This window comes from Paenibacillus silvestris, from assembly GCF_009882985.1.
In the GTDB taxonomy this organism is placed as follows: Bacteria; Bacillota; Bacilli; order Paenibacillales; family NBRC-103111; genus Paenibacillus_E; species Paenibacillus_E silvestris.
Window position 1 is genome coordinate 277,893 of sequence record NZ_WTUZ01000039.1, and the last position, 24,952, is coordinate 302,844.

Annotated in this window: 29 protein-coding genes; 19 read left to right on the forward strand and 10 right to left on the reverse strand. The window is 42.7% G+C overall.

What is annotated here, in order from left to right; all coding sequences use genetic code 11:
- The first annotated feature begins 35 nt into the window (after positions 1 to 35).
- From GQF01_RS30550 to GQF01_RS30580, 7 genes are all read left to right on the forward strand, one after another.
- Positions 36 to 416, forward strand: coding sequence for a MerR family transcriptional regulator (locus GQF01_RS30550; RefSeq protein WP_161410840.1), 381 nt, complete (start codon positions 36 to 38; stop codon positions 414 to 416).
- Positions 417 to 704: 288 nt separating this feature from the next.
- Positions 705 to 1,895, forward strand: coding sequence for a macrolide family glycosyltransferase (locus GQF01_RS30555; RefSeq protein ID WP_161410841.1), 1,191 nt, complete (start codon positions 705 to 707; stop codon positions 1,893 to 1,895).
- 102 nt (positions 1,896 to 1,997) lie between these two features.
- Positions 1,998 to 2,774 (forward strand): GNAT family N-acetyltransferase, encoded by a 777-nt coding sequence (locus tag GQF01_RS30560; RefSeq protein WP_161410842.1) that lies wholly within the window; start codon positions 1,998 to 2,000, stop codon positions 2,772 to 2,774.
- Between the two features lie 318 nt (positions 2,775 to 3,092).
- Positions 3,093 to 3,428 (forward strand): thioredoxin family protein, encoded by a 336-nt coding sequence (locus GQF01_RS30565; RefSeq protein WP_161410843.1) that lies wholly within the window; start codon positions 3,093 to 3,095, stop codon positions 3,426 to 3,428.
- 169 nt (positions 3,429 to 3,597) lie between these two features.
- A complete protein-coding gene (locus GQF01_RS30570; RefSeq protein WP_161410844.1) occupies positions 3,598 to 3,999 on the forward strand; it encodes a VOC family protein in 402 nt (133 codons plus the stop codon).
- A 29-nt stretch (positions 4,000 to 4,028) separates the two neighbouring features.
- Entirely contained in the window at positions 4,029 to 4,544 is a 516-nt protein-coding gene (locus tag GQF01_RS30575) for a DinB family protein (protein WP_161410845.1), read from the forward strand.
- 27 nt (positions 4,545 to 4,571) lie between these two features.
- Positions 4,572 to 5,180 (forward strand): NADPH-dependent FMN reductase, encoded by a 609-nt coding sequence (locus GQF01_RS30580; RefSeq protein WP_235960739.1) that lies wholly within the window; start codon positions 4,572 to 4,574, stop codon positions 5,178 to 5,180.
- Between the two features lie 535 nt (positions 5,181 to 5,715).
- Here GQF01_RS30580 and GQF01_RS30585 read toward each other — a convergent pair.
- Positions 5,716 to 6,306, reverse strand: a complete 591-nt coding sequence (locus GQF01_RS30585; protein WP_161410846.1) for a TetR/AcrR family transcriptional regulator — start codon at positions 6,304 to 6,306, stop codon at positions 5,716 to 5,718.
- A gap of 188 nt (positions 6,307 to 6,494) precedes the next feature.
- Here GQF01_RS30585 and GQF01_RS30590 point away from each other — a divergent pair, with 188 nt between their 5' ends.
- The 5 genes from GQF01_RS30590 to GQF01_RS30610 all read left to right on the forward strand — a co-directional run bounded on the left by GQF01_RS30590 (position 6,495) and on the right by GQF01_RS30610 (position 10,630).
- Positions 6,495 to 7,202 (forward strand): DsbA family oxidoreductase, encoded by a 708-nt coding sequence (locus GQF01_RS30590; RefSeq protein WP_161410847.1) that lies wholly within the window; start codon positions 6,495 to 6,497, stop codon positions 7,200 to 7,202.
- An 86-nt stretch (positions 7,203 to 7,288) separates the two neighbouring features.
- On the forward strand, positions 7,289 to 8,410 hold the full coding sequence (locus GQF01_RS30595; RefSeq protein WP_161410848.1) for an NADH-dependent flavin oxidoreductase: 1,122 nt from the start codon (positions 7,289 to 7,291) through the stop codon (positions 8,408 to 8,410).
- Between the two features lie 183 nt (positions 8,411 to 8,593).
- Positions 8,594 to 9,178: a histidine phosphatase family protein gene (locus GQF01_RS30600; RefSeq protein ID WP_235960678.1), complete on the forward strand. Its 585-nt coding sequence runs from the start codon at positions 8,594 to 8,596 to the stop codon at positions 9,176 to 9,178.
- 94 nt (positions 9,179 to 9,272) lie between these two features.
- Complete coding sequence (locus GQF01_RS30605) at positions 9,273 to 9,764, forward strand: hypothetical protein (RefSeq protein ID WP_161410849.1); 492 nt, start codon at positions 9,273 to 9,275, stop codon at positions 9,762 to 9,764.
- A gap of 62 nt (positions 9,765 to 9,826) precedes the next feature.
- Entirely contained in the window at positions 9,827 to 10,630 is an 804-nt protein-coding gene (locus GQF01_RS30610) for a class I SAM-dependent methyltransferase (RefSeq protein WP_161410850.1), read from the forward strand.
- 54 nt (positions 10,631 to 10,684) lie between these two features.
- Here GQF01_RS30610 and GQF01_RS30615 read toward each other — a convergent pair whose 3' ends face one another.
- Positions 10,685 to 11,332: a GntR family transcriptional regulator gene (locus GQF01_RS30615; RefSeq protein ID WP_161410851.1), complete on the reverse strand. Its 648-nt coding sequence runs from the start codon at positions 11,330 to 11,332 to the stop codon at positions 10,685 to 10,687.
- A 228-nt stretch (positions 11,333 to 11,560) separates the two neighbouring features.
- Here GQF01_RS30615 and GQF01_RS30620 point away from each other — a divergent pair, with 228 nt between their 5' ends.
- The gene (locus GQF01_RS30620) at positions 11,561 to 12,196 is read left to right on the forward strand and encodes an FMN-dependent NADH-azoreductase (protein WP_161410852.1); all 636 of its coding nucleotides are present in this window, start codon (positions 11,561 to 11,563) and stop codon (positions 12,194 to 12,196) included.
- Between the two features lie 163 nt (positions 12,197 to 12,359).
- Here the strand turns inward: GQF01_RS30620 and pdxR are convergent, their stop codons facing one another.
- The 8 genes from pdxR to GQF01_RS30660 all read right to left on the reverse strand — a co-directional run bounded on the left by pdxR (position 12,360) and on the right by GQF01_RS30660 (position 19,937).
- On the reverse strand, positions 12,360 to 13,799 hold the full coding sequence (pdxR, locus tag GQF01_RS30625; protein WP_161410853.1) for a MocR-like pyridoxine biosynthesis transcription factor PdxR: 1,440 nt from the start codon (positions 13,797 to 13,799) through the stop codon (positions 12,360 to 12,362).
- 148 nt (positions 13,800 to 13,947) lie between these two features.
- Positions 13,948 to 14,499 (reverse strand): CGNR zinc finger domain-containing protein, encoded by a 552-nt coding sequence (locus tag GQF01_RS30630; RefSeq protein ID WP_235960680.1) that lies wholly within the window; start codon positions 14,497 to 14,499, stop codon positions 13,948 to 13,950.
- Between the two features lie 202 nt (positions 14,500 to 14,701).
- Entirely contained in the window at positions 14,702 to 15,214 is a 513-nt protein-coding gene (locus tag GQF01_RS30635; protein ID WP_161410855.1) for a DinB family protein, read from the reverse strand.
- 28 nt (positions 15,215 to 15,242) lie between these two features.
- Positions 15,243 to 15,791 (reverse strand): pyridoxamine 5'-phosphate oxidase family protein, encoded by a 549-nt coding sequence (locus GQF01_RS30640; RefSeq protein WP_407945441.1) that lies wholly within the window; start codon positions 15,789 to 15,791, stop codon positions 15,243 to 15,245.
- 25 nt (positions 15,792 to 15,816) lie between these two features.
- Positions 15,817 to 16,134, reverse strand: coding sequence for a thioredoxin family protein (locus GQF01_RS30645; RefSeq protein ID WP_161410857.1), 318 nt, complete (start codon positions 16,132 to 16,134; stop codon positions 15,817 to 15,819).
- 150 nt (positions 16,135 to 16,284) lie between these two features.
- A complete protein-coding gene (locus GQF01_RS30650; RefSeq protein WP_161410858.1) occupies positions 16,285 to 17,382 on the reverse strand; it encodes a Ger(x)C family spore germination protein in 1,098 nt (365 codons plus the stop codon).
- Positions 17,372 to 18,499, reverse strand: coding sequence for a GerAB/ArcD/ProY family transporter (locus GQF01_RS30655; protein WP_161410859.1), 1,128 nt, complete (start codon positions 18,497 to 18,499; stop codon positions 17,372 to 17,374). The genes GQF01_RS30650 and GQF01_RS30655 overlap by 11 nt, the downstream gene beginning before the upstream one ends.
- Positions 18,477 to 19,937, reverse strand: a complete 1,461-nt coding sequence (locus GQF01_RS30660; protein WP_161410860.1) for a spore germination protein — start codon at positions 19,935 to 19,937, stop codon at positions 18,477 to 18,479. Before GQF01_RS30660 ends, GQF01_RS30655 begins: the two co-directional genes overlap by 23 nt.
- A gap of 238 nt (positions 19,938 to 20,175) precedes the next feature.
- On the opposite strand from GQF01_RS30660, the gene GQF01_RS30665 reads away from it, so the two are divergent.
- The 6 genes from GQF01_RS30665 (at position 20,176) to msrA (ending at position 24,918) form a co-directional block, all read left to right on the forward strand.
- A complete protein-coding gene (locus GQF01_RS30665) occupies positions 20,176 to 21,372 on the forward strand; it encodes an epoxide hydrolase family protein (protein WP_161410861.1) in 1,197 nt (398 codons plus the stop codon).
- 27 nt (positions 21,373 to 21,399) lie between these two features.
- A complete protein-coding gene (locus tag GQF01_RS30670; protein ID WP_161410862.1) occupies positions 21,400 to 21,540 on the forward strand; it encodes a hypothetical protein in 141 nt (46 codons plus the stop codon).
- A gap of 166 nt (positions 21,541 to 21,706) precedes the next feature.
- Complete coding sequence (locus GQF01_RS30675; RefSeq protein WP_161410863.1) at positions 21,707 to 22,924, forward strand: sensor histidine kinase; 1,218 nt, start codon at positions 21,707 to 21,709, stop codon at positions 22,922 to 22,924.
- The gene (locus GQF01_RS30680; RefSeq protein ID WP_161410864.1) at positions 22,921 to 23,580 is read left to right on the forward strand and encodes a response regulator; all 660 of its coding nucleotides are present in this window, start codon (positions 22,921 to 22,923) and stop codon (positions 23,578 to 23,580) included. The genes GQF01_RS30675 and GQF01_RS30680 overlap by 4 nt, the downstream gene beginning before the upstream one ends.
- Before the next feature lie 212 nt (positions 23,581 to 23,792).
- The gene (locus tag GQF01_RS30685) at positions 23,793 to 24,125 is read left to right on the forward strand and encodes a hypothetical protein (protein ID WP_161410865.1); all 333 of its coding nucleotides are present in this window, start codon (positions 23,793 to 23,795) and stop codon (positions 24,123 to 24,125) included.
- 175 nt (positions 24,126 to 24,300) lie between these two features.
- Positions 24,301 to 24,918, forward strand: coding sequence for a peptide-methionine (S)-S-oxide reductase MsrA (msrA, locus tag GQF01_RS30690; protein ID WP_161410866.1), 618 nt, complete (start codon positions 24,301 to 24,303; stop codon positions 24,916 to 24,918).
- Positions 24,919 to 24,952: the final 34 nt, after the last annotated feature.

Genomic DNA, 24,952 nt, shown 5'->3' on the forward strand with positions numbered 1-24,952 from the left:
AGGGGGAATTAAACTAGTTAGAAAGAAGGAAAAGCATGGAGCCAACGTATTCAATTGCTGAGATTTCGGGTAAGACTGGGCTCAGTTACGACACGATACGTTATTATGAGAAAATTGGTTTAATGCCTACAATCAAGCGTAGTAAAAATGGTCAGCGTGAATACGATAAGGAAGATTTGAGTCGTATTATTTTCGTGACGAAGCTCAAGAGAACCAACATGCCGCTGAAGGAAATCGAAAGGTATATGACTCTTGCATCCGCTCATGATTATGAGAGTTGTCACCATATCCTTAATGAACATAAACGCCAAATTGAGTCGCAAATAAATGACATGCAAGAAGCTCTGTCTGTCATGAATTTTAAGCTTACACATTATGAGGATCTCATTGAGCATCATGCCAAGCTTCGGGGATAGATGATTAAGGCCCACTGCCTGCAGTGGGTCATAATCGAGGAACCCCAGGACCGCTACTTTCACCACATCCAGCGGTTTTCGTTCGTCAGCGACGATTTAGATGGAGTTTCTCCAGTTAGATCCTTCCCAGCGCCGGATTAGCTTCGATTAGCGGTAGTTTTTCCATCTATTCCCTAAGAGACTTCGTCTGGAGCAGCCACGTGAATGGTTTAGCTAATGCTGATAGGAACTATGACCCCTCATAGTTCCTTTTTTTTGTGGTAAAATATAGGCGAAGGAGTGATTGAAATGGCGCGTGTTTTATTTATTAATGGCGGCTCAGAAGGGCATATCAATCCAACAATTGGAGTCGTACAAGAACTGATTTCGCGTGGAGAAGAAGTCGTTTACTTTTGTACCGAGGCTTTTCGGGAGCGCATGGAGAAGACGGGAGCATCCGTACGAACATTCGACGATGATAAGTTTATAAGAGCTTTTCTCACAGGTGGACGAAATTATTTGCACGAGAGAATTAATGGCCTTTTACTTACGGCAGATATTGTGATTCCGAGTGTTCTTGAGCAGATCCAAGATGAGCACTTTGATTACATGATTCATGATTCTATGTTCGGTTGCGGCCATATGCTTGCTCAAATTCTTAAGCTTCCTGCAATCAACTCTAGCACTTCTTTTGCTCAAACTAGTGCCTCATTCAATAAAATATTGGAACAAATGGCCGCGAAAATTCCTGAAGAAACAAGTAAATCGATAGATGATAAATTTCAAAGCTTAACGGCTAAATTGAAGGAACAGTATGATGTGGAGATCCCTTCACGCTACGAAGTGTTTTGTAATCCGGCACCCCTTACGATTGTTTATACAACAAGGGAATTTCAACCTTATGGCGCAGCATTTGACCCTGCATATAAGTTTGTTGGTCCATCTATCTCATCACGGCTGCCTCAAGAAGACTTCGATCTTGGTGCAATCAAAGGGAAAGAACCAATTTACATATCACTAGGTACAGTGTTTAACCAAGCCATAGATTTCTATAAGCTTTGCTTTGAGGCATTGGGGAACACGGAGCACACGATTGTCATGTCTATTGGGAATAGAGCTCAGATGACTGATTTAGGGGAAATCCCTCCAAACTTCATCGTGAGAAACTATGTTCCACAAACGGAGTTACTGCCTTACACCAAATTATTCGTTACACATGGTGGCATGAATAGTACGCAGGAAGGGCTCTATTATGGCGTTCCGCTAATTGTGATCCCACAAAGCGCAGATCAGCCGATGATTGCCGCTCAAGTCGCTAATATCGGAGCAGGCATTCAATTGCAAATGCAAGGCTTGACGGCGAATCAATTAAGGGAGTCGGTAGATCATGTATTAGGCTCATCCTCTTACAAGAATGTTGTTGCAGCTATGAGGGATTCCTTCCGACAAGCTGGTGGGTATCAGCAAGCTGTTGATGAGATTTTCAATTTTAAAAGTTAATAAAAAACCAAACATGAGGCTGCAGCGTGCGGCCTTTTGTGTTGGCTATAAACTGGTGACAGCATGTTCTATCTATGAAATTGAGGAGGGGGTGAATTCACCATGTCGCATTCAGATGAAATCATCAAGCAGAATTTGATTCTCGGTTTCGAGACAGTTCTCAGCTATGCATTAGATGTATTAGTCATCAAAACAGATACACTTTCGAGGATGGAATCTAATTTGACTTCGGGTATTGTCAACCGTGTTATGGATTATAAACCATCTGGTAAGGCTGATCCTGTGGCCGAGATCCAAGCCATTGCATCAACGTATAGGAAGCGCGGCGTGCCGTGTTTCTGGAGCACGTTTGTTGAAGATGAAGTGACGGAAGCTGCGTTAACGGCCAACAAATTCGAGAAAGTGTCTCTTGATCCAGGTATGTTGATGTCGCTTGAGAGTTGGGTATATGAAGATTCCGGAGTTCCTGGGCTAGAGTACAGAGAAGTGCGGACGCAGGATGAACTGGATGCATTCAGACATTTGATACAAATCTCGTTTGGAATGCCTGACATTTATGTGAAGTTGTTGAGTCCTTTGGATACGCATATAGAGGCCAAGAGAGGAATTCACCATTATTTATCATACATGGACGGGCAACCTGTTGCCACAGTGACCTCGATATTGAAAAATGGCGTAGTGGGTATTTATTCAGTCACAACGGCCGAACCTTACCGTAGAAAAGGGATTGCAGAAGCAATTACCAATTACGCGTTACGTGAGGCACACGCAAGTGGAGCAAAGCTGGCTATTCTGCAAGCAGGGAGCCCAGGGGCGGCAAGCTTGTACAGGAAACTTGGTTTTCGAGAAGAAATCTCCATTGCTACCTATGTAGGATAAAAGGGTGACATTAGGGACTGCTCCGCGGCAGATCCTTATTGGTTTTTCAACTTGGTTATAAATGGAAGGAAATAGCAGGAAATAGCAGGCGTACCTGAAGAGCACTTTGCTCGACAAGAAATTTCAACTGGTTTAAAATGTTATAAAAAAGGTGCGTTTTCTCTATTTTTGATGGAGAGTATGCACCTTTTGTGCTGAAAGGATTAATTGAAGGTATCTGGTCACTCTGTGAGGGGGAAATTCAGAGTTCTCAGGATGAGTAATAAAAGGCAGGTCAAGAGAGAATCTTAAATGCATCAAACAGGAGGAGGTCACAAGGTGGGTGGCATTTCATTAGCAAAAGAAACATTCAAGGGGCAGATCAATCATGGGATCACGCTTGTTAACTTTTATACGCATGGGAGCGGGCCTTCGCAAGAGCAACTCCTCATTACAGAGGAACTGGCTCAGGGAATCAGGCATCAAGCTACCGTTGCTAACGTTGATATGGAGCAGGAGAAAGAGCTTGCGGCGGAATATGGTGTATCGAGTGTGCCAACTTTGATGCTTTTTAAAGATGGTTATCAATTGGAAACATTAGTAGGACATCAAAGTAAAGAAGCTTTGCAACAGATGATTGATCGATATGCAAACATGAGCGATTCATGCGTGTGATTCTTTATCGCGGATGAAACCTAAATTCATAATAAAGTCTACATAATTGATGTAGACTTTATTTGTATTTTCCAGCGTGCACAGTGTTCGTATTAGCATTGACAATGGAACAAGCAATTCGTATGATCCAAATAGGATTGTAAATAATTGCAAATGAGGTCGAACGCGGATGGAGACAACTGATTTGGATTTGGCGAACACAATTACCGAGATCACATTGTTTGTGGAAGATTTGCATCGGGCGAAGACATTCTACCAAGAGACGTTCAAACTTGCGATCCTATGTGAAGATGAGAACTGCGCGGTTTTTGATTATGGCAATACATGCATCAATTTATTAAATCAAACGAATGCCCGTGAGTTGATTGAGCCTGCGCAGGTTGGCCGCGGTGAAGAGGGGGCGCGGGTTCAGTTCACGATTCAAGTGACGGACATTGACCGGGTAGCCGATGAGCTACAATTGCGGGGCGTTAAGTTCTTGAATGGACCGATAACACGCCCTTGGGGGCGGCGGACGGCTTGTTTTGCCGATCCAGACGGGCATTTGTGGGAGATTGCTCAGGTACTGTAATGAATTGGGAATAGAGGGAGAGGATCTGGATGTTGAACGATTCTTCGACTATTATCGAGCAATACATGCGGGATCTGGACGGATATTCGATCGAACAGCTGCGATTTAAATGCCATGAAAACATATGGTCAGTTGGGCAAATGTATATTCACGTGATCGACGTGGCGCAAGAATACATCGGGCATATTGAAACCTGCAGCATGGCAGCGGAGGAAGAGCCTGAAGGCAAGACGAAAGATGGAATTAAAGCGCTTGCAGAAAAAAAGTGGCCCAATATTCGGGTGAAACTTGATCAATTGCCCAACGAAACAAGCAACCCCGAGAGCAAAGATGAAATCATAGCTGGACTGGAGCAGGTGCTAGTGAAGTTAGCCTGCTTGGCAGGTAGCGTAGATGAGGTGAATCCGGCTTGCAAGGTGCGGCACGGCTGGTTTGGTTGGCTCAACGCGAGTGATTGGTTTGAGATGGTTGGTATGCACAGCAGGCACCATTTGCGCCAGAAGGCGAGACTGGACGAGAAACTGGCGGAGGCTGGCATAAGATAGCTGGATTTGCCGAAGCTTTTATTGACTATGACATTAGCGTTACCGTCTATACTTGTGATATTAAAGGGAAAAGACGGTGAGCGCATGGAGCAACGAAGTCTGGTAGTGCTAGGGATATCAGGAAGTCTTCGCAAGGAATCGACGAATTCAAGGCTGCTTGCATTCCTTGCGGGGATAATGCCCACAGGTGTGGAGTTCCGTTTGTATGAGGGAATGGCGAGTTTGCCGCATTTCAATCCAGACTTAGACTGTGACGATATGGAAGTGGATGAGGCGGTATATGAATGGAGGGAACAGCTGCGGTCAGCCGATGCGATCATCCTCTGTACGCCGGAATATGCACGCGGAGTGCCAGGCTCGCTCAAGAATGCGCTCGACTGGGTCGTCTCTTCTGCTGAGTTCATGAATAAGCCAACAGCAGTTATTAGTGCATCCCCCCATGAGGATGGTGGCAAAACGGCGCTAGCATCGTTAATAGTGACACTCAAAATGATGAGCGCATTGATACCGGGCGAAGCAACACTCGCCGTTCCAATTGCCACAAAGAAGCTTGCTCGTGATGGAAGTGTTGTGGACATGAATACCGTGTCATCGCTTAACAGCCTGATTCGGGCATTGGTGCAAGCTGTGAACTAACACAAACAAAAGTTGTCTCAACTAAATTGATCAAGAGGATAGGATACGTATGAAGGAAAGTACAAACTTGAGAAAAAAGGCTGCAGCCGTTAGTTTAAAACTATTTTATTCGGGTTTTATCATGCTGGCTCTTCTTCCTACGATATATGGATCCGATTGGCAGGAAAGAGGCTGGTGCTAAGATATATAGGCCACCTTACAAACTGCAAAAAGTGCAGCAAATTATCTCGCTTTTTCTGTTTCTTGCGAATAACATGTAAAAAGTACATGTTATTCGATTCTTTTTAGCGGAAATACGAAAAACTACCAATTTAGATGTACTTTATGCAGGATGTGAATCATAATCAGTGACTTCGGCCAAATTTGCTGCACTTTTTGCAGGTTTTTTTGCTTCAGACATCCGTCGCTCTCTCTCCCGTAGCCAAGTTTGTGCGGAAGAGAAGTACGTTTAGTGCTCTTATCTACCAGCTGCCCCAATCGCAGTTCCTAGAAATGACCGTCAGGATTTCTCTGACGGTTTTTTTATTGCGTTGCATCAGCCTTCATTCGAGTTTCGAAGTGCACGGACCAACGAATAGTTTTTTTCAAAGATTCCCCACAATTGCTGCGCCATCACTTCCGGAGAAAGAGGCATATTATTTTTTATCCACCATTCCACGACTCCCACAAAAGCAGATGCCATATATTGAACGGCAACCTCATTGTCATCCCCTTGGTTGATTTCGCCGGCTTTCAATCGCTCGTTTATTCCGTTTTTGACCATGAAAATCAGCTGTTCCTGAAAACAAGTTATCCCTTTATTGGTTAGCATGGACGAGTAAAAAGAAAAGTGCTCCTCCAAATACTGAAACAAGGGTAGAGGAGAATTAATAACATCCAATTTAGCCTCGCCGACTTGGGATATTGTGCAATAATTTAACATGTTGCTCAAATGATCTTTGATACATTTATCGAGCAAATCGTATTTGTCCGTATAGTGCAGATAAAGAGTACCGCGGTTCAGATTAGCTTTTTCCGAGATGTCGTTGATCGTAATGTTTTCGAAACTTTTCTCGGACATTAACGCAATAAGGGCATTACGAATCGCTTCCCTAGTTTTCAGAATTCTTCTATCTATTTTAGCCATCGCGTACGGACACCGTCCTTTTATTACAATGATAATAAACAGACCTGAATGATGTGTTGATTAGTTAACAAAATCGAATGTATTAGCGATTGAGATCTAGCGGGGACGCTTTATAATGATAATCAATAGATGTCAATTAATCAACTCTTGTTGACTATCTATGACTAATCTGGGGAAGAGGCGAGGTCATGAAAATAGAAGTCTGGTCAGATGTCATGTGTCCGCTCTGCTATATCGGAAAAACAAATTTGGAAACAGCACTCAACCAATTCGAGCATAAGGATCAAGTAGAAATCGTCTATAGGCCATTTCAGCTATTCCCTAATGCTCCAAGTAATACCGGCAAAGATTATTATGCCTGGACGGCAGAAATTCATGGTGGTGGAATGTCCGCGGACTATGTGAAGGAAGCAAATAAATCGGTAGTCAAGATGGCGAAAGAGATCGGCCTCGATTATCATCTCGACACATTAATTCCAACCAATACGTCTGATGCTCTTCGCGTGGCTGTTTATGCCCAAGAACAAGGCAAAGCAGGAAAGTGGCTGGCGCGGGTTTATAAAGCCTATCTTACGGATTCATTGGATGTCGGCGATCACGAAACGCTTGCTGAGCTGGCTGAAGAAATCGGCCTTCATGCAGCAGAAGTACTTGATTTGTTATCAAGCGATAAATACAAAGATACAGTTGAAAAAGAACGGGAATATGGCTCCAAGCTTGGCGTTAGTGGTACACCGTTCTATATCATCAATGCTAAGTACGCCGTATCTGGGGTAAAACCCAGCAGCGAATTCTTAGACGTGCTTGAGCAAGTATGGAGAGAAGAACATCCTTTACAAATGCTTGGTGATTCCGAGAGCAATGTTTGCGGGGCGGACGGTGTATGCAAGATTTAAACTCGAAATGTGGGATAAAGCCACTAGAAAGCAGCATCAGCATCAAACCAATCAGAATTTATCTAATTACAAGGAGATAATCATTAATGAATCCTACCTATAAATCTATCACCCAATCCTTCACTCTTCGTTCGGGCATACAGCTTAAGAATCGCGTAATCATGGCGCCGATGACCCATTCTTCTTCTCTTCAGGATGGAGGCGTTTCGGAAGAAGAACTAGCTTATTATAAAGAGCGTTCAGGCGGTGTCGGTGCTGTTATTACCGCGAGTAGCCATGTTTCACTTGAAGGGATAGCTTTTCGTAACGAAATGGGTGCGGATGACGATTCATTGATTCATGGATTGAAAAGGCTATCGCGTACAATTCAGGCACAGGGTGCAAAAGCCATTTTACAAATTTACGATGCGGGGAGAATGTCTTCGCCTGAGTTAATAGATGGCAAACAGCCTGCCAGTGCCAGCGGCATAGCGTCGGAACGTCCGGGTTCGGTTGTTCCGAGAGAAATGACGGAGGAAGAAATCACGACTAAGATTCTAGCCTTTGGTGAAGCAACTCGCAGAGCAATTGTGGCAGGTTTTGACGGCGTTGAGATTCAGGGAGCTAACACGTATTTGCTTCAGCAATTCTTCTCCCCTCACTCTAATCGCAGATCTGACCGGTGGGGAGGAACAATGGAGAAACGAATGACATTTCCTCTTGCCGTAATCGAGAGCGTGAAGCAATCAATTGCCGAACATGCGAAGGCAGCTTTCATTATCGGATACAGAGTATCGCCGGAAGAGAAAGAAACGCCGGGCATAACCATGGAAGATACACTTCAATTGGTTGATGCTTTGGCGGAACAGGAGCTCGACTACATTCATGTCTCTGTAAGAGGATTTTGGGATGGATCGATACGAGATGAGGCGGATATGACATCACGTGTTCTACTCATTCAAGAAAGGGTAGGGCATCGTGTACCTGTAATAGGGGTTGGAGGATTATCTTTACCAGAAGATGTCAAGCAAGCGTTAGATACTGGGGTACCTTTAGTAGCTTTAGCCCATGCTATCATTATGGAACCGAAATGGGTTGAAAAGTTGCTGAACGATCAAGAAAACGAGATCAGAACGACATTGCCAAGAACGGCTCAAGAAGAATTGGTGCTGCCGGATCCTTTGTGGAATATGCTTATAAACGTTCCTGGTTGGTTCCCGGTGGTTTAAAGGTTTTGTAAGGTGGAAAAGGGGGACTCGGTGTCTCCCTTTTTTTTTGCGTTTGTATCTAGGTAATTTGGAAAATTTTTCTGTTTATATGCACCGAATTATTGTATTATCTAATTAGATGAATGGCTAATTAGGTACATATTAAATAAGTGGGGCGTGACGAAAATGAACACTATTTTTTACATGGTTAGACATGCCATAAAGGAAAGAAATAGAGGGGACGTCTCGATAACCGCGGAAGGTGTAGAGCAAGCAGATCTGACAGCTAGACTTTTCATGGACATTCCTATATCTAGAATTTTTTGCAGTCCCCTTAACAGAGCCAAACAAACTGCTGACATGATTGGGCAAGCCTTACAATTACCAATTGTAGAGGATTTTCGCTTGCGAGAGCGTGCTAATTGGGGAGACTTACCAGATCAAACATTTGATCAGTTTGTTGAAATTTGGGATCGATGCACCAAGGAACGTGACTTTTCACCTCCCTTCGGAGATTCTGCAAGTCAGGCTGGTGACCGACTATCCTCTTGTTTAAAAGAACTTTCGTGTCAATACTCACAAGAATGTATGGTAATCGTAACTCACGGTGGCTTAATTACAGACTTTCTAATAAATGAATTTCCTGAAGAAGCGTTGAATGGTATTCATCCTAATTTTATTAATGAACAAAGTCATCTAATTTCAGAGTGTTCGATAACTAAAATCAATTGTACTTCTGAGGGATTTAGACTCATATATTTTGCAGAAACGGCTCACTTAAGAAAGTGAAATTTAATTATATGCATTAACTCACTTGTGGTCGCATTACATGGAGGGGAAATTGAAAATATTCAAATCGATTCTAATACTTATTATCATTTGCATGAGTGTTACTGGATGTAAAAGCAAGACAGTAGAAGAAGAATTTTATAAAAGTCATAAAAAAAGTCGCGAAATCGTATATCAAGGTACAGTTCTGGAAAGGCCATTTATTTTATACAAAGCTCCTTTTGATAACGGAAATGTGGGTATAGGTGCGGCTGTTTTTGATGGCAGTGATCGCAAAGGTTGGAGTCTAAGCAGTAGTAATTCTTTGTATGATGGAAATAAATTTTTGGTAGATACAACAGGAATCAACTTTAAAGATAATGTTAGAAGACATTTAATATTCGGTTATATAGATGATCCTGATATTATCAGGGTAGAGATGATAGATAAGTACAATCAAGTAATAGATGCAACGATTATTCAAACGAACTGGAAGAGGGTTTTTTACGGACTAGTAGAAATCCATGAATTAAAAGTAATAGCGTATGACAAGAACAATAGGATTGTCACTGAAATCCCGGATAGGATTACTTCAATAGAATCTTGACTTTCTAGACTTGATATGAAAAAAGAGGAATGATTCGGCACCGATAGGAGGGATTAGTCGACTTGCAGAATGACTATAAAAGATTACGCACGTCATTTGAACAAGCCGCGAGTCTGTATCAGCAGGCGCGTCCGGAGTACCCGGAGGCATTATTCGATGAATTCATTCGCGTGACAAAATTGCAGCCAGGTGATCGCTTGTTGGAAGTGGGTTGTGCAACAGGCAAGGCAACGATCCCGTTAGCCAAACGGGGATTCCAAATAACGTGCATAGAAATTGGCGCTGAGCTTGCAGCAGAAGCACGCCACAACCTTGCTGGAGATGACGTTGACATCGTCACAGGAAGTTTTGAAGATTGGCAATCCGAAGCAGAGCCAAAGTTTGATGTGGTATTTGCTGCAACCTCATGGAAATGGGTCGATCCCGCTGTGCGATATACCAAAGCATGGCAAGTCCTTCGCCCAGACGGACACTTGGTATTCTGGAACGCAGATCACGTTTTTCCAGAGGATGGTGATCCCTTCTTCCGTGATATTCAAGCCGTTTATAATGAGCTTGGTGAGGGGAAGCCGGTGGACGATAACGAGTGGACACGGCCTGGGGAACTGGAAGATCAAAGTGAAGAGATTGAGAAAAGCGGACTGTTCGAGGTGGTTCACGTTCGACACTTTGACTGGGAGCGGAGTTATCCGGCCGAGGCGTACATTAGACTTCTCCAAACTTTCTCCGGGCACATCCTTATGGAGGAAAGGAAGCGCGATAAGCTTTTTAACGAAATCCGTGTTCGCCTTCAAAAACGTTCAGATCAATCGGTTCGCCGCCACTGGGGTGCCGTTCTCCATGTTGCCCGTCGAAAGCAGTCATAGCCATACTATCGCCAAAAGCGTAAAGGACACCCCAGTCCTTTACGCTTTTGGTCGTTATATGCGGCCCAATCGGATCATCCGCTCCCGGTTATGGTCATGAGAGGTTTTGACAATGCGGCGAATTTCAGTCCAATCCTTAGCAGCAATGGCGTCATAGATCGCCTGATTCACCCGATTGCCGGAGTAGTGCGGTTCATGCGGCGTGATTTTAAAATTAATAGTTGCATAGAGTACGATTTTATCTATATAAAGTTCCATCATTTTAAGCATGGCACTATTGTTCAAGATGCTGATGAAATAGTACGCAAATTGCAAGGTGTATTTGACATAGAGGTAGTAGGCGTCTCGTCCTGTCGCTTCCAACTGCAGATCAAGACATTCCTTAAGCTTCTTGAGGTCCGGCACCTCGCCGTGAGTTTCTATATGCTCCAAGGCTAGCTGTTGAAAGGCAAACAGAATCTCCATAATATCCATCGCTTCCTTCAAGGAGGGCTCCTTCACCAGAACGCCGCGGTTCTTCAGAGAAACGACCAGCCCGTCGTGCTCCAGTTGCGTAATAGCGCTGCGCACCGGCGTTCGGCTCATGTTCAGCGAGTCGGCAAGTTCATTTTCAGATAAAAGCGTGCCGGGCATGAACTCTCCCAGCATGATTTGTCTATGTATATATTCATAGGCAGTTTGAATTAAAGATACGGAAGCCATATGCTTACTAGTCCTCTCGCACGATGTTTTGGGGTGGACCCGCGTGTCTACCATGTATCATATGCGATCAAAAGTAGATTCAGCAAGTTAAGGTTTCTTTACATAATCATCATGCTACGAACATGTCACACATTGAATCTGCCATTTGTCTTACTAGTGGTAAAAGCTGCGTAGGAGGCATTTTCAAAAAAATGAAAGATAGGAAACAACAAAAGGAGAGTTAATAAAATGGCAAAAGTATTGTATATCACGGCGCACCCTGATCACCAGAATTCGTATAGCTTATCTGTCGGAAATGAATTCATAGAGGCATATAGAGAAGCTAATCCCAATGATGAAGTCCTCCATCTTGATCTGTTCCAAATGAACATCCCCCAAATCGATACAGATGTCTGTAATGGATGGGGGAAATTAACTTCGGGCATTGATTTTGACCAGCTGAGCAAAGAAGAAAAAGAGAAATTAAATCGTATGGGCGAATTGGTCGATCAATTTGTAGATGCTGATAAATATGTGTTTGTTAATCCAATGTGGAATTTCTCATTCCCACCAGTTATGAAAGCTTACATTGATTCGATCTGTGTTGCTGGAAAAACCTTTAAATACACGAGCAAAGGTCCTATTGGCTTACTTGGCGATAAAAAGGCTGTGCATATTCAAGCAAGTGGCAACTACTATGCGGAAGGCGGGCCGTTTGCAGATTTTGAAATCGGTCATCGTCACTTGAAAATGATTATGGAGTTTTTTGCTATTCCTTCATTTGAAGGCATCTTTATTGAAGGTGTTGCTGCAAAACCAGATCAAGCACCTGCGATTAAAGAAAAGTCAATTAGGCAGGCCCGTGAGTTAGCGCTAAAGTTCTAATAACAAGGATTTCTTTCATAAAAATGTGACAAAAAGCCACGCCTTAAGAATCTTTAAGAGTGGCTTTTTGTTATGGATTGCAGTAAATGCTTGCTTTTGGACGTGTACTTACATGCCATCTGTTGGTATATTTCCATAAGCGACCTTGTACTAACAGGCTTAGCTATGATCGTAAGAATATGTCAGCGAAATGCTGGATACCTTCTACGATCAACTGCTCTTCTACTTTTGCAAAACCCAGCACCCAGCCCCTTCGGCTGCTTTCCTGACAATAGGGGCTCAGTGGATAAACACGGACCCCTCGTTGCAGCAACTGCGAGGTAACATTCCTCTCGTCAAACCACGCATCGGCTTCAAGCAGCATATGTGATCCCGTTTCAATACCGGATAGCTTTAAACGTTTGGTCAAGCCGCTGGCTTGTATAGCTTTGCTCATGGTTTCATGCCTTCGTCTGTACATGTTTCGAACTCTTCGCATATGCCGCATACAATGACCTTGCTCAATGAATCGCGAAAGCGTGATACTCTCCATGATCGGTAGATGACGATAGCTCAACTCTTGTACACGGGCGATCTGAGCGATAGCTTCGGAAGACCCGACTAGCGCAGCCAAGCGGAGGCCGGGTGCAACCATTTTCGAAAAGCTCATCAAGTACAACGTATTATTTGGCGCTTGGCTAAACAAGGTTGGCAGGGGATCACCGTGATAACGAAACTCACTGTCGTAGTCGTCCTCGAGAATCCAACTTTGATTCTTCAGAGCGAAATGCAGCAACTGCTGCCTTCGCGGCTCCGACATGACGACACCAACCGCGCATTGGTGCGAGGGAGTTACAAAAGTCAGCTTGGTATCCGGTGGAACGTCATCAACGACGAGACCATATTCATCAACGGGGATGGGGAGGACACGCATCTTCCTATTCTTCATTGCAAGCCAAGCAGCCGGATAGCCCGGATCTTCAATAGCAACGTTTTCCCCTTCGCTCAGTAGCGATTGCGCGATTAAATCAATGCCATGTTGTGCGCCGGAAGTCAGCAAAATTTGGTCGGTTTGAACATGAATACCGCGTACGAGTGACAAATAACGCTGGATTTGCTCACGAAGCGGCAAGTATCCGTAGGCATCTCCGTAAGCCCAATCGGATGGGCGCATGCAGGCAGATGCATGATGGTAGGTTTGCCGCCAGAGCTTTTGAAATACATCGTCTATATAAGGCTCATGAGGGCTGAAATCAATGGAAATCTCACCGGCTTCTTCACCTTTTAACCAATCGTGCAAGAGGTGGATAGAAGAAGTTAAGTGCGGGAGCGAAGGGAGCACAGGCCCATCGGGCAAAGGAGTTGGAATCTCTTTTACGTGACTCCAAGAGGAGCTTACCCGCGTACCTCCACGCCTTGATGTAACGATGAACCCTCGTGCAAGCAGTTCTTCATAAACGAGTTGTATGGTTGAGCGAGAGACACCAAGTTGAAGGGCCAGCTCACGAGATGGAATTAACTGCTCTCCTGGAGGCCATTTCCCGCTGGCTATATGGTCAATGGCCTGGTTCAACAGTTGCTGCCATATCGGCATGGTTGTATCCTTGCGGTTTACTTTCAACATGGGAATCACCCTCTGACTTTGGTAGTTAACGTTCAGTAAAGCTTATTCTTCGCATTCAATAATTTACCTATTCGTTGTGTTGTCACTATGAATTATAACCAAGATAACAAACAAAGCCCTCTATTAAGAGGGCCTGTTCTGGCGGATATCAGGATTCAGAAGTGGTAACACCGGTTTTGGCCGCTTTTTGACGTGCGCGGAACCGGCGGACCTTCATTAGATTGCCACAAGCTTTATCGTCGCAGAAGCGTTTGGATCTGTTTCGGGTTTCGTCGTAATAGACAGCCATGCAATCTGGATTTTCGCAAATACGTAAGCGGGAGGGTTCGCATTCCGTAAGTATGCGACCGAAGGAAGCAGCTACCTCTGCTCCGATACGGGACCAGCCTGCTCGTAAAGGAATGGATTCCAGGCGGTAATCTGCATCCGATTCCGCAATACGCAGAAACATCGGTCCGCCCGACAGTGCACGATTCAGCCCCTCGAGATCAGCGGGGGCTGCTGACTCATGCACCGTCAGCTTTTGCACGATACGAAGCATATGTCCTCTCAGCCATCTCAGATCATCTAATTCTTTCGCAGATGGAGTGCCAGGATAGGGAAGGTTGTGGATAGCCAGCCATTGTTCCAACCACCCAGGCTTGTCTAGCCTGTCTTCTGAATGACCGCTGCCTCTCCAGTCATGATAGTCGCTTTTCATAAAATCATCCCATAACATCGCGCCGCAACTCCCTTGTTTTCATGTGGAATCCCTATATTGTAACACTCAATTCAGCTATTAGCTAGTGACTTGACTGCTGTAGCTCTTCCAGCATACTCCATTCAGGATAGGAAAAAGGCACAATCGCTTCTCTTAGGAGAGGATTGTGCCTTTTTTATTCTGAAGAATTATCGGGAATCTCTCATTGAGTGGTTACTTCTCGCTTTTGCAATAATGGAGACAATAATCTTTTATAGATCGAAAGGGCTCCGAAGTGCAATCCTTCATGGTACAGATTATAACGGAGCGCCTGCTCTGGAGATACTAAGGCGAGTCCCGTGGAGGTATGAATTGCAGCTACACTTTCGTTCAAGCGTTCCATTGGATACTGCTCGCGAATTCTATCCAGCTGTTCTGTTAGCAAGGTCTTCAGTTCAGGCAATGTCGGATTAGGAAGTGAAGCAGGGTACGTATCATCCAACGGCGACTTTCCGGAAACGAACCGATCGGTAAAACCTTCAGGCATAAGAGGTGGAATCTTCAACTGCGAAGTCGCCAGGTATTCCATTACGAAATAGATGTGACCAAGCTGCCACCGGATGTTATTGCGAAAACCAGAGGGAATGCGGTCCGCAAGTTCCTCAGTTAGGCCATCAAATGCTTTCAGCGTTTCTGCTCTAATATTGATCAGTTCTTCAAAAATGGTTGTTTTCATCTTGTGTCGCTCCTCGATTGTTTATATGTTACGCCAGATCGTTCTGAACGGTTCTGCCTTCATAAAACATGCGATCAGGGATTTCTGCTTTCTCTTTGGCGGTCAAGGAGGCCGCGCTTAATTTAAATATGGCAGTTTTACTGCCTAGCGGAGAAACATACCGATCCAAATGAGTTCGTCCCAGCGGCTTATCATAATAGCCTGGTACATATTTATCTAGCATGACCTGCATAGCTGCCGTTGCTTCATCTAAATCGGTTACGCGTTCTAAGCTGCCTTCGATAATTATACTCATAAAGGCGGTATCTGTTTTAGCGGGTACCGGGCTCGTGATCGTTCCGTAATTTTCACTGATTGTGAAGCAAGCTCGCGGGTTTTGCTCGATATAGGTAATTTTTCTTCCTTCTTCGGCCCCATGAAAATAAATAGCGTTGTTCAGAAATGAGAAATTGAGTGGGATGACATAAGGGACGTCCTCTGAGGATAGGCCGAGAAATCCAATTTTGGCTTGTTGAAGAAAGTTTTGTATGTTATCGTCATCTGTCGAGCTGCGTTTCACATTGCGAAGTGGAAATATCGTCATCGTCGCCTTTCAAATTGAATTAGTTGATTGTATCCAAATACTCTCGGATTTGTGCAGGGGTTTTGGCAAACTTACTATGCAAGTGTGCTAATTTCTCACCATTCTTGAATACGAGCAAGCTTGGAATTCCTCTTACGTCATATTTTTCGGTAAGCTCTTCGAACTGCTCGGAATCTACGGCATAGAATTGCTTGTCGGAGTACTCTGTTACAATATCACCAATAAATCGGTCTAAATTTTTACAATCAGGACACCAAGTCGCATCGAATTTCATAATCGTGTAATGATCACCATTGATTTTCTCTTGAAATTGTTGATTTGTTTGAATACGTTCCATGGTTATCAATCCCTTCTCTATATACAAAAGTAACTTCCTAATCAATAATTAAAGGTTACATTGGATACTGTATCATGAACGAAATCGATTGGCAAGTAACTAAATAAACCCTGTTATGGTTGTTACAAAGTGCCAGTGCCAACTAGGGAATCATTTTGATTTTCCAATATTAATTAGATTTACGTTTGCTTTTACTTTCATATTCAAGTTTGCATACGTCGTAGTCCAGTTCATATTGTGCCATGTTTCATAGGATAAACGATTGCGAACCACCCTCCCTATTCCGATAGGATCTGACTGCTCATTTTTTAATTTGGTTAACAGCTTTTCAGAACAGGTTATTACATATTTTTCAACTTGATCTTCCAATTGTTTTTGGTGCTTCTCGTTACTTAAATCCATTGTGCCTGTGTATTCAATGACGCTTCCTTTTATATCTAACCTTATTTCTAGCGACATATCCTTTGTGTTCACTTTTTTATCATTATCAGAAAGAACGCTGCTTAACAAAAGTTGATAATTTTCTCCTGACTCTTCATTCTTCATACTAATCATGAACGTGCCATTCTTGATGTCTCCGATCAGAAAGTTAAGGATCTGAGTTTCATTTAAGGATAGGCTTGTAACATATTGATCTCCTTTAAAAATACCCAATCCTTTTAGTTCAATACTCTCGCCTTCATAGGAAAATACGGGGAGTACCGGATCAATCCCATCATCGTAATAATCTCTTAAAAAACGGTATTGATTCGTAAGTAAAATGTTATTTTGCTTGCCTGCCTTCTCCAAGAAATTATAAAGAAATTCAGCATTATCTTCGACAGAGGGTAATTTTTTTTTGAGGAATTTTGCTGCGTCTCCTTCAACGATCGCAAATTTAACGCGAGTTCCGATTTCTGGATCCCTTGTAAACGTCTTAACAATAGGTATAAGTCCTTTTTTCGATAATCTTTCCCCAAACAGAATAGTACCCTGCCCTCCGACGATCTTTAGACTGGTTAAATTCTGAAGCTTAAGAAAATTGTCATGAACGGATTTACCATTAGCCGTAAGCGTCATAGTATCAAACTTCCCTTCTTTCGTAACAGTAGGAAAAAGAACGGTTGTTGTAATTGGGTTTTCATTACTTTCAGACAAATCGTAAGCGCCGGCTTCAAGTACGGCTAAATCCTCAATAATATTTGGTTCAGCGCAACCTGCTAATAACAAACAGCTTATTGTGATCCATACATTCCTTTTATTTTGCATGATCTGTCTCCCTATGCCGCTGGTTCTTAAGAATTTGAATAGCAAGGTTGCCTAACACGAATATAGGTAATCCCCAAGCAATGCCAGTTGCACAATTACTCAACAATTTTAACGATTTAGCTACGTCCAGGACGGAATTAGGAATTAAAGCAAGTATAAAACCCAATGCAAGTATGAATATGATCCAGAAATTGGGCTTCACGTTTTTCATCATATTGCCAAAAATTTGCTGAGCTCCCCAGTAATAGATGACAGTAGTTGATAATACCTTGAAGGCATAAACACAAAAACAAAGATTTTCGGCCCGCGAAAGGAAAGGAACTTCTGTATATTCAAATAAGGTCATAACGGGGTATAGATCATTTAATATTTGATTGAAGCTAAAAAAGCCGAAATTCATAAATGTTACAAGGAGATAGATGACTGTGGAGAAGAAATTACCAATAAAAAGTGACTTCGTCCATTTATTTTCTACCATAGGGAAAAAAAGCATGGAAACTTCCATACCTAAAAAGGCCGAATAAACCTGAAGTGTCCCCTTGAAAGGATTGGTTCCTCCCTTAAAAATGAAAGGTGTGAAACGTGAGAAATCAAATTCTGGAACCAGATAAAAAAGCAAAAAAATCATGGGAAGCGTGAAGATAATTAAAACCGCAAGTGCTTTTGCAATTTGGTAAATTCCACCTCTTAATAATTGAAAACTAAGAAGTGTAAAGAAAAGGACAAAATAGAAGGCAGGTAAAGTGGGATAAAAGATCATTTTCATGATGAAAATATAATCCCTCATAATCATGCTTGCCATTCCAATCCAAACGCAAATGATAAAAAAATAGACGGGGAACATGACCCATTTGGGAACGTTCGCCTCAATAATTTCAAAAATTGACCTTCCTTTACCCAGTTTATAGCTCATGGCAATCAGCAAAATATTTATATTAACTAAGACAAACGTAATAACTATACTTAACCAGCCGTTTGTTCCAAAATATTCGGCAGTTGTTCGAGGTAATGTATACAAAACAAGACCATTCTGAATGGAATAAATTAGAATAGACAGTTGAAGTGGATGGAGCCGTTCTTTCATAGGGTCACCATTAGTTCCTCTCATTTTCATCATCGCCAGGCATGAAGGAATGTGCAGGTTGTCTCTTTTTAATTTTATAAAATGGGGCTCTAATAATACTATCCTTCCAATTGTTGAAGAGGATTGGAGAAACAGGCTTAAAATAAGGAGAGGACAAATTGGTTAAGCCAGTTAAATGGATGGTTACTATTCCTAATGCAAAGAAAACACCAATATTACCTAAAAATCCTGCCATTATAATAAATAAGAACCGGACGATTCTAATGGAAGCACTCATAATATAGCTTGGGACAATGAAGGAAGCGATGGCTGATACAGAAACAACAATGATTAAAATATTACTGGTAATCCCAGCTTCAACAGCGGCTTGACCAATGACAATACCGCCCACTACGCCAATGGTTTGACCTATTTTGGTAGGCAGTCTTGCACCCGCCTCCCGTAAAAGTTCAATGACTATTTCTAAAAACAGGGCTTCAACAAAAGGCGGAAAGGGTACTCTGCTTCTAGACTGCATAAGGCTTTGAAGTAGGGATTGAGGGATCATTTCGTAATGAAACGTACATATAGAGACATAAAAAGCTGTGAGGATTAATGTAATAAATAAAGCGAAGAATCGCAGAATTCTAACCGCTGTTCCTATCGTCCAACGCTGATTATAATCATCTGGCGATTCGAAAAAATCAAAGAAACTGGATGGTGTACAAAAAATGCTGGGGCTATCTTCGACAAGTCCGATTACCTTCCCAGCGTATAGTTTTGTCACAGCGATATCTGGTCTTTCCGTGGTATAAAATTGGGGGAATGGCGAATTTTGATGATCATCTATCATTTGAATCAAAACATTGGAGTCAGAAATGGAATCAACTTGAATCGATTGAATTCTTTCTTTCAGTTGATTCACAATATCTATTTTTGCAATCCCCTCAATATAGAGGATAAGCACCTTTGTTTTTGAAATTTCTCCAACAGATAACGTTATCATTTTTAAGCGAGGACTTCTGACTCTCCTTCTAATCAGTGATACATTGGTTTTTAATGCTTCAGTAAAAGAGTCATGTGGCCCATTGATGACGGTTTCTGATTCCGATTGTGAAATGGCACGTTCCTCGAGTCCTTGCACATCGATTAAATAGGTATGCTCCCCCGTGAACAGTGTCACATTACCGTCTAATATGCCTTGGATGATCTCCTCTTGATTATGTACTCGTTTAAACAGGGATTGTTGAAAGAAATTTTCGGAAGCATGGAACGAAACTTCTCTTAAGGGTGAGAGTATTTCCCACTCTAAAGTTTTGGAATCTACTAATGTACTTAAATAAATAATGTGAATGTTATCCTGATGGAATGAACGATGAACGAGGTCAAAACTATCCCCGAATTTTGAACGTATCTTTTTATAATTAACTTCTGTTATTGGATTAGAAAGATCTGTATCTGCATCCTTTTGGAAAGTCTTCTTGATTTTCATACGAAAGCGCCCCATTTAGTACCTTCCTTTAAAACCAACATTATCTATAATATGGATCATAAATTTTAAAAATATGTATGTAGTTATGTGAAAATCCCATAATACTAACTTTAAGTTTGTTGTAACTATTAAAATAATTATAGAAAGTTACTTGCATTGTTTGTTGGAGCATGTTATATTACAACTCGTAACAGACAAACAAATATTAGATGGTTACAACAAGAGGAGATTTAAAAAAATGACACAAACAAGTATCGACAAGAATGCTATTCGTCCATTTCATGTAAGTATCCCAGATGAAGAAATTATCGAACTTCGTAAACGTATTAACGCGACTAGATGGCCTGAGAAGGAAACGGTCTTGAATCAAGATCAAGGCGTGCAACTGGAGACGATTCAGGAACTCGCACGTTATTGGGCAAATGAATACGACTGGCGCAAAGTTGAGTCGAGAATTAACGCTTATCCGCATTTCCTTACCGAGCTTGACGGTCTGGACATTCATTTCATTCATGTTCGTTCCAAGCATGAGAACGCTATGCCGATCCTCATTGCGCACGGCTGGCCGGGTTCGATCTTCGAGCAGATGAAGCTTATTGAGCCACTGACCAATCCTACGGCTTTTGGCGGAAGTGCAGCGGATGCTTTCCATGTGATCATTCCGTCGATGCCTGGTTACGGATTCTCAGGCAAGCCGACCACAACGGGCTGGGATCCTAAACGCATCGCGAGTGCTTATGGAGAGCTTATGACACGCCTTGGATACACGAAGTATGTGGCGCACGGCGGCGACTGGGGTGCGATTGTCGTTGACTTTATGGGCGTTCAAGAACCCCAAGGTTTGATCGGTCTTCACACGAACATGGCGGGTGTGATTCCTCCTGATGTTGATGCCGCGATCTGGTCTGGCAACCCACTGCCATCCGGTCTCTCGGACGAAGAGAAGAAAGCGTGCGCGCAAGTTGGCGAAAATAAATTTGCTTACGCTGCTATGATGGGGACACGTCCTCAAACGTTAACGGGACTAGTAGATTCGCCTGTCGCTTTGGCAGCTTTTATGCTTGATCATGACTGGAAGAGTCTTGCCCTCATCTCGAGATCTTTTGCGGGAGTTCAAGAAGGTCTAACGCGTGATGACGTGCTCGACAACATTTCACTCTTCTGGTTCACAAATTCTGGCGTTTCCGCGTCTCGTATCTACTGGGAGAATGGTAAAGCCGGCATTTCCTTCTTCGGCGTCAAAGGCGTAAAACTTCCGGTTGCGGTAAGTGTCTATCCAGATGAGCTTTATGAAGCACCAAAGAGTTGGGCAGAGAAAGCTTACCCGAATCTTATCCACTACAACAAACTCCCTAAAGGCGGACATTTCGCAGCTTGGGAGCAGCCAGAGTTCGTAACTTCAGAACTTCGCACGGCATTCAAGGCGCTTCGCTAAGGAATGTTACCAGCAGAAATAGAGCTAATGGAAACACGTTTGACTCAATTAATTCAGAAGTACCCAGGCATTACACCGGAAATGGAGGCAATGTTCTATATAGCCTACACACGGGGATTTAGTGATGCCTGGTGGAATAACGGCAACAAACATAAAGAAATGCACTAACCAAATTATCTTATTAACTTATACAAACATTGACTCGCGGCCTATTGCTGCGAGTCTCTTTGGTATTTCAGAACATCATTTCTGGTTAAGACTACCCTAGATAGGGGAAATTACTCCAAATAAGTCATAACCAACATGGAGCCGCGTGATGAGGGAGATATAGAGGATGCCGAAAGTAATGGATCGTGTATGGAAGAACCCCGTTTCGTTGAGATGGCTTTTTGGACTGAAGCTCGTTTATGATTTCGTCCTGATCGGGATGTTTTATTTTGAAAATTCGATTGCGATCTTTTGGAGACTAAGCTTTGTTGTGATTTCTCTCATGGTTTTTATTTTCGTTAATCTATTTTACTCCAGCATGAAGAAGCATTGGCTATTATACCTTCTAATCCTCGATTTCCTGTTATCAGCTTCTTACGGATATATCTATATCGACGGAAAAATCCCGAATCATATCTTTAATGGCATTACGGCATTAGCTATTTTCATGTTTGTGAAAAATACACGTGCACTCATTATGACAGGTGTATCTTTAGTAGTGATTTATTTAATTACGATGTGCAGCATTGATTGGTACATGTATCAAAGGTTAGATAAAGCAACCTATTTTATTTCCACTTCGTTCATTGTGTTCGCATGCATGGTGAGTTTTTTGATTCATTTTCATCAAAGGGCAAGTATAGAAACCATGCAATTGTATACACAATTGATGAATTCTCATGAGCGGCTGCAAGCATATTCACACCAGGCGGAAGAATGGGCGGCAGCTAGGGAACGCATACGAATTTCAGGAGAGATTCATGATACCGTTTGTCATAAGCTGACGGCATTGATGGTTCAGATGCAAGCGGCACGCAAGTTAAGCAAGCTGGATGCTTTACGCAGCGAGCAAACCTATTTGGTGTGTGAGGAATTAGTTAGATCTGCCTTGCAAGAGGTGCGTCTTTCCGTAAGGGCTATTCGAAACGAGGCTAATACATCTACATCTTTAATTGAAAACCTTACGAGCTTAGCAGAAGAGTTTACGAAATTTGCTAAGGTTTATACGGTTCTACAAGTTAAAGGGACACCAGTTGCCCTCCCGGGAGGTCTTCAATTAACGGTTTACCGCATTGCGCAAGAATCCCTCACCAATGCACAGAAGCATGGGCATGCCAGCAACGTTGTGATTGTGCTCGGCTATGCCGAAACCGATTTTTCGCTAAGCATACGTAATGACGGGGGGCTGCCAGGCGAGCTGAAGCTGGGGTTTGGTTTAACAAATTTGCAAGAAAGGGTGAAAGCGTGGAAAGGGAACGTCCATTTTATAATGGATCAGAAAACAGGCTTTGCTGTTGAGGTTATGTTTCCCTATCCTAAAACGGAAATGGAGGGTCAGCCATGAAAATCCTCATTGTCGACGATCAGCGGCTGATGAGAGATGGTCTTGCAACAATAATTGGTCTGGAGCCGGGGATGGAAGTGGTTGGAACAGCCGAGGACGGGAGAGACGCCTATGCCAAAGTCATTGAATGGCAACCGGACGTCGTGCTGATGGATATTCGCATGCCAGGGATGGATGGCGTAGAAGGAGCAGAATTGATACTCAAGCACTTTCCTGAGACAAAGATATTGATTCTGACCACTTTCGATGATGCGGAACTCATCTTGAGCGTATTGGAGAAAGGCGTACACGGCTACTTATTGAAGGATATGCCTTCAGAAGCAATCATCAGTGCCATTCATACGGTGTACAATGGAGGGACAGTGCTGCAACAAGATATCACGGCGATGCTGCTGAAAGAATTGAAAAAAACGCCCGATAGGAGCGCGGATCAGGAACATCCTTTAAGTAAAGCGGAACCAGATGAGCTCAGACTATTAACTGAACGAGAGAAAGATGTACTCGCATTATTGGGGCGGGGACTTAACAATAAAGAAATTGCAGGTTTGCTGTATGTAACAGAAGGTACTGTGAAAAATCACGTTTCTAACTTAATAGCGAAGCTGGCGCTGCGCGACAGGACGCAAGTAGCTCTATTTGCGGTACGTCATCTTTGATAAAGAAAGGGCATGACTTTTGGCATGACAGCATGAGATTTATCGTGCTTTATTGTCGAATGTTTTGTCTTTTTTCCATTGGAGTCATGACTTTTCGCAGGTCTGCTAACGTCCTATTTTTGTTATACTTTTTCCGGCATGGAGAGCCAGAAATTCATTAATCTTGTAGAACCCCCAGAATGAATTGAGCTTAGGAGAAAGGAAGAGAAGTAATGAAAAAAGGCTGGTTCGAACTGGACAAGTACAAGCAGGATGATTGCTATTGTTCCGATTGCTCGCATACATGGAAAATCCATATTTATTCGTATGAAGACGAAGATGTTTCAACACCTGATGTAACCTTAACTTTGAATAAGACAAATGAAACCGGCAGCGGTTATTTCTTGATGGAATTTTCGATTACTTATGTAGGCCGTGCCATCTTATTTGATGAGGTAATTGCATTGGTCAAAAAACTAGATGAGATTTGCAACAATCATGATTCTCTAAGCTTGACTGATCATTTGGTGGTCTGCCGCGAGTTCTTTGATTGTGGGAAAGCCTAGGTCCATATGCATATCGATCAATTTGTAACTATTTAAATATGTATAAAAGGTTACTTGATTCAAGAATTATTTCATGTTATATTGGTAACCAATAAAATTTATATAGATAGTTTCAATGTGAGAGGAGGAAGGTATAATTGAGATAAACAAAAGGTTATTATCTGTATTAACCATTATGCTGTTCGTCTTACTCGTTTATTTTGTTTACTTGTCGTTTCACAAAAAGGAAATAGCGAATGCTCGCGAGATGCTTATGACTGAAAATGATCATGCGAGCGCTGGATTCGAAACGGCTATTTTTGCGGGCGGTTGTTTCTGGCATATGGAAGAAGCTTTCGAAAAGCTGAGTGGTGTCTATCGTGTCGAAAGTGGGTATACAGGAGGGGATAAAGTAAATCCCACCTATGAAGAAGTGGGGACGGGAACGACAGGGCATCTCGAATCGGTAGAAGTTCGTTATAATCCGAACCAGATTACGTACGATAATCTGCTTCAAGTTTTTTGGCAAAACGTTGATCCAACGGATGCAGACGGTCAATTCAGTGATCGCGGAAGACAGTACCAAGCAGCCGTATTTTACATGAGTATGGAACAGAAAGAGTTGGCAGAAGCATCTAGAGATGCATTAGCGGCATCAAACAAATATATGAATCCGATTGTAACTAAAATTTCAGCCGCTGCAACGTTTTATAAGGCTGAAGTTGAACATCAAGATTATTATCACAAGAACCCATTTCTTTACAAGATAAGCGAGTTCCGCTCGGGTCGTCCTTCCTTGATGACTCCTAGTTGAGTAAAGGATTGGGCCATATAGCGATAATTAAATA

What these genes read in the sequence shown, in the direction of transcription:
- GQF01_RS30600 (WP_235960678.1), top strand. Translation starts at nt 8,594, where the DNA reads ATGGTTAGACATGCCATAAAGGAAAGAAATAGAGGGGACGTCTCGATA.
- GQF01_RS30670 (WP_161410862.1), top strand. Translation starts at nt 21,400, where the DNA reads ATGGAAACACGTTTGACTCAATTAATTCAGAAGTACCCAGGCATTACA.
- GQF01_RS30655 (WP_161410859.1), bottom strand. Translation starts at nt 18,499, where the DNA reads ATGATGAAAATGAGAGGAACTAATGGTGACCCTATGAAAGAACGGCTC.
- GQF01_RS30685 (WP_161410865.1), top strand. Translation starts at nt 23,793, where the DNA reads ATGAAAAAAGGCTGGTTCGAACTGGACAAGTACAAGCAGGATGATTGC.
- GQF01_RS30660 (WP_161410860.1), bottom strand. Translation starts at nt 19,937, where the DNA reads ATGAAAATCAAGAAGACTTTCCAAAAGGATGCAGATACAGATCTTTCT.
- GQF01_RS30580 (WP_235960739.1), top strand. Translation starts at nt 4,572, where the DNA reads ATGACATTAGCGTTACCGTCTATACTTGTGATATTAAAGGGAAAAGAC.
- GQF01_RS30645 (WP_161410857.1), bottom strand. Translation starts at nt 16,134, where the DNA reads ATGGAACGTATTCAAACAAATCAACAATTTCAAGAGAAAATCAATGGT.
- GQF01_RS30555 (WP_161410841.1), top strand. Translation starts at nt 705, where the DNA reads ATGGCGCGTGTTTTATTTATTAATGGCGGCTCAGAAGGGCATATCAAT.
- msrA (WP_161410866.1), top strand. Translation starts at nt 24,301, where the DNA reads ATGCTGTTCGTCTTACTCGTTTATTTTGTTTACTTGTCGTTTCACAAA.
- GQF01_RS30585 (WP_161410846.1), bottom strand. Translation starts at nt 6,306, where the DNA reads ATGGCTAAAATAGATAGAAGAATTCTGAAAACTAGGGAAGCGATTCGT.
- GQF01_RS30665 (WP_161410861.1), top strand. Translation starts at nt 20,176, where the DNA reads ATGACACAAACAAGTATCGACAAGAATGCTATTCGTCCATTTCATGTA.
- GQF01_RS30615 (WP_161410851.1), bottom strand. Translation starts at nt 11,332, where the DNA reads ATGGCTTCCGTATCTTTAATTCAAACTGCCTATGAATATATACATAGA.
- GQF01_RS30635 (WP_161410855.1), bottom strand. Translation starts at nt 15,214, where the DNA reads ATGAAAACAACCATTTTTGAAGAACTGATCAATATTAGAGCAGAAACG.
- GQF01_RS30570 (WP_161410844.1), top strand. Translation starts at nt 3,598, where the DNA reads ATGGAGACAACTGATTTGGATTTGGCGAACACAATTACCGAGATCACA.
- GQF01_RS30590 (WP_161410847.1), top strand. Translation starts at nt 6,495, where the DNA reads ATGAAAATAGAAGTCTGGTCAGATGTCATGTGTCCGCTCTGCTATATC.
- GQF01_RS30605 (WP_161410849.1), top strand. Translation starts at nt 9,273, where the DNA reads ATGAGTGTTACTGGATGTAAAAGCAAGACAGTAGAAGAAGAATTTTAT.
- GQF01_RS30550 (WP_161410840.1), top strand. Translation starts at nt 36, where the DNA reads ATGGAGCCAACGTATTCAATTGCTGAGATTTCGGGTAAGACTGGGCTC.
- GQF01_RS30595 (WP_161410848.1), top strand. Translation starts at nt 7,289, where the DNA reads ATGAATCCTACCTATAAATCTATCACCCAATCCTTCACTCTTCGTTCG.
- GQF01_RS30620 (WP_161410852.1), top strand. Translation starts at nt 11,561, where the DNA reads ATGGCAAAAGTATTGTATATCACGGCGCACCCTGATCACCAGAATTCG.
- pdxR (WP_161410853.1), bottom strand. Translation starts at nt 13,799, where the DNA reads ATGTTGAAAGTAAACCGCAAGGATACAACCATGCCGATATGGCAGCAA.
- GQF01_RS30630 (WP_235960680.1), bottom strand. Translation starts at nt 14,499, where the DNA reads ATGAAAAGCGACTATCATGACTGGAGAGGCAGCGGTCATTCAGAAGAC.
- GQF01_RS30650 (WP_161410858.1), bottom strand. Translation starts at nt 17,382, where the DNA reads ATGCAAAATAAAAGGAATGTATGGATCACAATAAGCTGTTTGTTATTA.
- GQF01_RS30575 (WP_161410845.1), top strand. Translation starts at nt 4,029, where the DNA reads ATGTTGAACGATTCTTCGACTATTATCGAGCAATACATGCGGGATCTG.
- GQF01_RS30675 (WP_161410863.1), top strand. Translation starts at nt 21,707, where the DNA reads ATGCCGAAAGTAATGGATCGTGTATGGAAGAACCCCGTTTCGTTGAGA.
- GQF01_RS30680 (WP_161410864.1), top strand. Translation starts at nt 22,921, where the DNA reads ATGAAAATCCTCATTGTCGACGATCAGCGGCTGATGAGAGATGGTCTT.
- GQF01_RS30560 (WP_161410842.1), top strand. Translation starts at nt 1,998, where the DNA reads ATGTCGCATTCAGATGAAATCATCAAGCAGAATTTGATTCTCGGTTTC.